General features: G+C 37.6%; 8 protein-coding genes. 6 read left to right on the forward strand and 2 right to left on the reverse strand.

The features are described 5' to 3' along the window. The first annotated feature begins 422 nt into the window (after positions 1–422). The 3 genes from EG2_RS17890 to EG2_RS19025 all read left to right on the forward strand — a co-directional run bounded on the left by EG2_RS17890 (position 423) and on the right by EG2_RS19025 (position 1,360). Entirely contained in the window at positions 423–707 is a 285-nt protein-coding gene (locus tag EG2_RS17890; RefSeq protein ID WP_060815680.1) for a hypothetical protein, read from the forward strand. A gap of 15 nt (positions 708–722) precedes the next feature. Further along, the gene (locus tag EG2_RS17895; RefSeq protein WP_060815681.1) at positions 723–1,049 is read left to right on the forward strand and encodes a hypothetical protein; all 327 of its coding nucleotides are present in this window, start codon (positions 723–725) and stop codon (positions 1,047–1,049) included. Between the two features lie 158 nt (positions 1,050–1,207). Further along, the gene (locus EG2_RS19025) at positions 1,208–1,360 is read left to right on the forward strand and encodes a hypothetical protein (protein ID WP_156424260.1); all 153 of its coding nucleotides are present in this window, start codon (positions 1,208–1,210) and stop codon (positions 1,358–1,360) included. A 313-nt stretch (positions 1,361–1,673) separates the two neighbouring features. On the opposite strand, the gene EG2_RS19030 is transcribed toward EG2_RS19025, so the two are convergent. After that, on the reverse strand, positions 1,674–1,778 hold the full coding sequence (locus tag EG2_RS19030; protein ID WP_374188603.1) for a type I toxin-antitoxin system Fst family toxin: 105 nt from the start codon (positions 1,776–1,778) through the stop codon (positions 1,674–1,676). 883 nt (positions 1,779–2,661) lie between these two features. On the opposite strand from EG2_RS19030, the gene EG2_RS17905 reads away from it, so the two are divergent. Both EG2_RS17905 and EG2_RS17910 read left to right on the forward strand, forming a co-directional pair. Beyond that, positions 2,662–3,828: a rolling circle replication-associated protein gene (locus tag EG2_RS17905; RefSeq protein ID WP_060815686.1), complete on the forward strand. Its 1,167-nt coding sequence runs from the start codon at positions 2,662–2,664 to the stop codon at positions 3,826–3,828. Between the two features lie 108 nt (positions 3,829–3,936). Beyond that, on the forward strand, positions 3,937–4,146 hold the full coding sequence (locus EG2_RS17910) for a hypothetical protein (protein WP_060815688.1): 210 nt from the start codon (positions 3,937–3,939) through the stop codon (positions 4,144–4,146). 126 nt (positions 4,147–4,272) lie between these two features. Here the strand turns inward: EG2_RS17910 and EG2_RS19035 are convergent, their stop codons facing one another. Continuing rightward, positions 4,273–4,371, reverse strand: coding sequence for a type I toxin-antitoxin system Fst family toxin (locus EG2_RS19035; protein WP_115241680.1), 99 nt, complete (start codon positions 4,369–4,371; stop codon positions 4,273–4,275). 611 nt (positions 4,372–4,982) lie between these two features. Between EG2_RS19035 and EG2_RS17915 the strand changes: the two genes are divergently transcribed. After that, on the forward strand, positions 4,983–5,630 hold a 648-nt coding region (locus EG2_RS17915; RefSeq protein ID WP_060815689.1), incomplete at its 3' end, for a replication initiation protein.

Here is a 5,630-nt window from a genome sequence, read left to right on the forward strand (position 1 = left end):
AAATTAGAATTTACTTTTTCAGGTTTAGTATCCGATTTACCTAAAATTACCATGCATAACTGGTTAACAGGGGAATAACGCAAAAAAAGACACGCTAACCAGGTGATTAGCGTGCTACTAAAAAGGTATTGCTTTTGATGGTAAATCTATTATAACAAATCTAGCGATTGTCAAAAAGCTTTTTGGATAAAAACACCCTAAAACGCAATGTCCGAACGTTTTAGGGCAAAACTGGAACTACGACTAAAAAGAGTCTTAAGAACGCTGGGAAACGTTCTTAAGACTAATAATAACAAGTATAGAGCTATCAGGAAAGACTATGCTTTTCAAATATAGTATTGTATAATACAATTCTCAAGAACTAGAGATAACGCTTTCTTTTTGATGAAATAGCTAAAAATTAAGTTTAGGAGGCGAATGATATGACTAATAAATATAAAGTTTTAGTTAGTCTATTTGCAACAGTTTTCTTAGGTATACTTTTCTTTTTACCAGCTGATAAAGCAGAAGCGGCAGTTACTCCTGGATATTATTCTCCTTTTAGTAGTATTAGTGATAATATCGAATGTAAAAAAGGATATCCTTACAACAAAAAAAACATGCAATCTGGTATTTGTCGAGTAAATTGGAATACTGTTGCAGCAAATACAATAAATAATACAATAAATTCTGGAATCACAGGAGCTCTATGGGGCCATCTTCCTTAAAAATGAGGTACTTTTATGGACAAAAAATTACGAAAAGAAGCACATTCTCTAATCAATGAATTTAGTTGCAGTTTTAATCGATCCGCACGTTTTTCAATATACGATATAGAAGTTCAAAATATGATTCATGATACTTTGCAAATTTTAGAAAATCCTAAAGCTAGCTACAAAGCTTCTGATTATGCGATATCCCGTTTCTATGCAAGAATCAGCAAATTAATAGGATTCCATAGCATTGAAATTTCTGACGAAACACAAAAACATTGGAATGCTTTTGTCCAATTCTTTCAAACTGATGCTTTAAAAGATGTACGTTCAGTTGGCGGTCCTTTGATTAGTTAAATTCGTCAATAGTTAGCGAAAATTGAAAAGTACAACAAAAAACAAGCCTAGTGAAAGAAAGGCTTGTTTTTTGCATTTGCAGAAATACACGGTTATTTGGTAAATATAAAATATAAAAAACAAGAAAAATAAAAATAGACAAGAATGTGAGGGATTCTATGAAGTCAGTAGGGAGACCGAGAAAATATCGTTTTACTCCTAAAACAGATTTTGAGAAACGTTTATTTGAACGTTTTGAAGAACATGCACGTTTAGAAGAGGAACGGCGAAAGAAAATAAAAAAGTATCCTAAGCCAATTAATGGGAAATAACCAAAGAGAAACGAAGATAAGTTTCATATGTGCATTTTTTGTCACAGTGGCTGTTAGTGAATGCTGACAACCATTTTTTTATTTTTCAAATCGTTCTTTTCCCAGCGAAAATGGGTTCATTTGGGTTGACCTGCTTCCCTGACAGCCGGGCATGCACTTGGATTTTGCATTTTGAAACCAGGGTTGATATAATCAATTTGCAGGTTGTGATGAGATCTGATAGTAACACAAAAGCCAGCCCTTCTGACCAAGGACTGGCTTTTTTTGTTTTTGTTGCAGCGACAAAAACAAGTGTGTGGTTAGTGGCAACTTGTTAGTCATTATCTTTCTCGTCTAACCAATGAGAAACTAGTTCGATGACTAGCCCAACAAAGATTGGTGCAATGACTGTTATGATGAGATCTTTCAAAAGTAACACCCCCTTTTGGGGCAAGTTGCCAAGATTGAGTATAGCATACAGCAAAACGCCCTAAAATAGCATATAGAGCATTCTAGGGCGTTTTGCATGAATCTTATGGATTTATGGATTAGCTTTGTGGAGAGAACGATGGAAGACGTTCTCAAAGTGATTATAGCAAATCTAAGGATTGTCAAAAAGCTTTTGTGTAAAAAAAAGCACCCTAAAACGCGATTTCAGACGTTTTAGGGCGAATAGGAAAATCTCTATGAAAAGAGTGTCAAGAACGACGGAGAACGTTCTTGGGGCTAATTATAACAAGCATAGAGCAATCAGGAAAGACCTTGTTTGTTGATTTTTGGAGGTCAAAAATTTTGACTTCCTTGTCCCCCAAGGGATTCAGCCATTCTATCTAGGGCATTTTTTTGTTTTATGCAAGCCCTTCTCAAGAGTCCATGAAGGAAAAATAACGAGATTAGACGAAAAAAGCATGTCTCTTCATTGCTGCATTCCCCCTTTTTTCGCAAAAATAGACAGCGGGGACAAAAAGAAACTCTTTTCCTTCTCATGGAAAGAAAAATTTTGATAAAATACAGATAAACCATAGACTTCTTGCTTATTTGTTCGTTTGGGTTGGCACGATTCGGGAACGGTCATGTCGTTGAGGGCGGGAGGGCGTGTGTACACGTCCTAGCGTTATGCGCCTAGCCCTCATAAGACATGTGACCGACCGCTAGAAGCGGAGTGCCAAAACGAACAAATAAGCAAAGGGGCGAGGGAGCGAAGCGACCGAGGCACTTATTGACTTGATTTTTCATTAAACATTAGCACGGCGTTGTGCGTTTTTCGGCGGAGCCCCTTACCTCGCAAGCACGTTGATTTTTCTCGAAATAGAGGTGATTGTATGCCGACAATGAAACCGACAGATGCATTTATAGAGCCTGATGACCTTGTGACTGTAACTTCTATGGGCGCAATTGCAGAAGTGCAATACATGAAACATAGAAATCATACGTCCTATATCCGGAAACTCAATGCTGATCAGTATGTCGACCTTGATTCTGGAGAAGTAAAAGAATTTAAGCATATCGAAAATCGAGGGGAAAGTTTGAACTCGATTCGACAAACGATTAAGAAGCTCGGTTATTTAATAAATAACAACTTCTTTGGAGCAAAAAACGAACTTTGGATTACCTTAACCTGTGCAGAAAATGAAACAGATCCGAATGTCGTTTCTTACTGGTACAAACTGTTTGCGCAACGCTTGAAACGCTATACAGACAGGGAATTCGGTAAAAAAGGACAGTGGGAAGCACTCCGTATACTTGAGCCGCAAGAGCGGGGAGCTTGGCATGTGCACTTATTGTTGAAATTTCCAAAAAGACGCAGTGTTTTTATCCCTAAAAAAACACTCGCAGAACTATGGCAAAAAGGATTTGTCGATATTCATGCAATCCATGAAACCGATAATTTAGGCGCCTATCTAACTAGTTATTTGACCGATACGTTGGTGGATCAAAACGAAGACGGAACAAATAACGCCAATTATGTTTTTTCTCCCGTGAAAGAGGATGGCTCAGAAGGAATTGCGCCACTGAGAGTGGATTCAAAACAAGCCAAGAAAAAAGGGGGACGCTTAAAGCTGTATTCTCCAGGCATGAATATCTTTAGTAAAACACGAGGAATCACTTATCCAAAACGAAAAACCATGCGTTACAGTGACGTATTTACGCCCGTAGAACAAGGCGGATTAGGGTTTCAGCTAGAAAATCTTGCCCTTCGTCGAGCCGTGGAAATCGAAGATAAAGAACACGATTTCACAAATATTATCGTCAAAGAACAATTCAATCCAAACGTAAACGATCGCAGTGCCAATAATCCCTTATTTGAGCAACAATTCGCCTATAACGGATTGGCTTATTTCAAAGAGCACCCAGACGACGATTCGAAGAAATTTGTCGTGCCTTGTCTAGAAGCAACACTGTTTCAAGCACAAAATAAGACATTTTTACGCGAGCAAAAAAGAGAGTATTTCAAAAACAAGTCTAAAATGCGTTCTAAGACGTTTTAAACCTCTGGAATAGTTTTATACATAAATCGATTTAAAACGGCTCTAAGGTGTCAAAATTTGCGAATAAGGACTAATCTCGTTCAATTTATACTCAGGAGAAAGAAAAAAATGAAAGACATGGACTGTCTGGCAGAAATGATTGATTTGGTGGAAGCCAAGCAAATCACCAGCTTTGAAGACTTTTTGTGTGCCAGCAAATACAAACGATCGTGGAAACCAGTGTTAGCCAACAAACACTATCGTTCAGCGATTCAATCATTTATCGACTATCAAGCACGAAAACAGGCAGAGCGCTTGAAGCCTGCGAATAAAGCATGATATACTCAAGGTGCGAAACGTGAGAATTTCGAGCATGTGTAACACAAAAGCCACCCCTACTGCGAATAGAGGTGGCTTTTTTTGCGCTTGTTGCGACTCCAAGCGTGTGGACTAGTGACAACTTGCTTAGTTGTCGTCTCGCTTATCTAGCCAATAAGCAAATAGCTCAATGACTATCCCCACCAAGATAGGGGCGACAACCAACGTGAGAATTTGTTGCAGCATGTGAACACCCCCAATCGGGGCAAGTTGCCAAAATTGAGTATAGCATATCCGCTTTTGGGTTGTTAGGGCTTGCCCTGACCGCCTGAAAGGCGCTTGAGCAACAAGATAAGAGATTTTATCTAAACTTGTCTTAGAACGGCTTAGACGAGCGCTCAGAGCCTCACAAAGGCTTCCTTGACCAACGGGTTTTTGTTTTTTAGCGAATGACCGGAGGGAGTGCTGCAAGTAGAATGTGAGAGTGAAACGATCACACCTTTCCAGCGACCATAGGGAGCAAATTTACAGTTTAGCAAATTGCGCGAACCTGTTTGGGAAAAAAGAAGGAATTTTTAGGCGGGAAATTTTGCTCGCGCGCACGCGCGTTTTTTTATATATTTTTTATAAGATTTTTTAGTACTCTTTTTAGGGGACTGTTGCGCCTTACTCTCCCAAGGGATACAGAATAGTACCAACACCTTTTTATCTGACTACCAACACCTTTTTATCTGACTACCAACACCTTTTTATCTGACTACCAACACCTTTTTATCTGTTTTTAAAATTAAAGGACACTACCTATTTACGATTTAGATAGTGTTTGTTATAGTTTTAGATGTGAGGGGGCAAAAGGAATGGAAGATAACACGAAATTAGCAGTTAAATATCAAAATGAATTGAACTTGATACCACTTAAAAAGTTTAATGCCAAGCAAATGGATTTGTTCTTTGCTTTATGTGCTCGTATGAAAGATAAAGGTTTAAAAAATATTCGTTTTTCTTTTGAAGAATTAAAAGAGTTAAGTGATTATAAAATGACTGCTACCAAAGCTTTTGTAGGCGATTTAGAAAAGTTATACAAAGACATGTTAAACCTTTCATATCACACAGAAGATGAAGACACTATCAAATATTTTGTTTTGTTTACTGGTTTTGAAATCAATAAAACAAAAAAATTCGTTGAAGTAAGTGTAAATCCTGATTTAGAGTATATTATCAACGGTTTAACAACTGAATTTAGTAAATTTGATTTGTTAGCATTTACGTCATTACGCTCAACGTATGCGAAAACTTTATTTCGTTTGTTAATGCAGTATCGGTCTACTGGTTATTATGTTGTGAGAATCGAAGATTTTAAAGAACTGATGGATATTCCTGAAAGCTACCGTCAAATGGGGCAAATTGATCAAAAGGTTTTACAGCCTGCGATAAGAGAACTACAAAACTATTTCAGTGACCTAAAGGTCACAAAAATCAAAGCAAAAAAAGGCAATAAGATTGCC

The organism is Enterococcus gallinarum NBRC 100675 (assembly GCF_001544275.1).
Classification (GTDB): Bacteria; Bacillota; Bacilli; order Lactobacillales; family Enterococcaceae; genus Enterococcus_D; species Enterococcus_D gallinarum.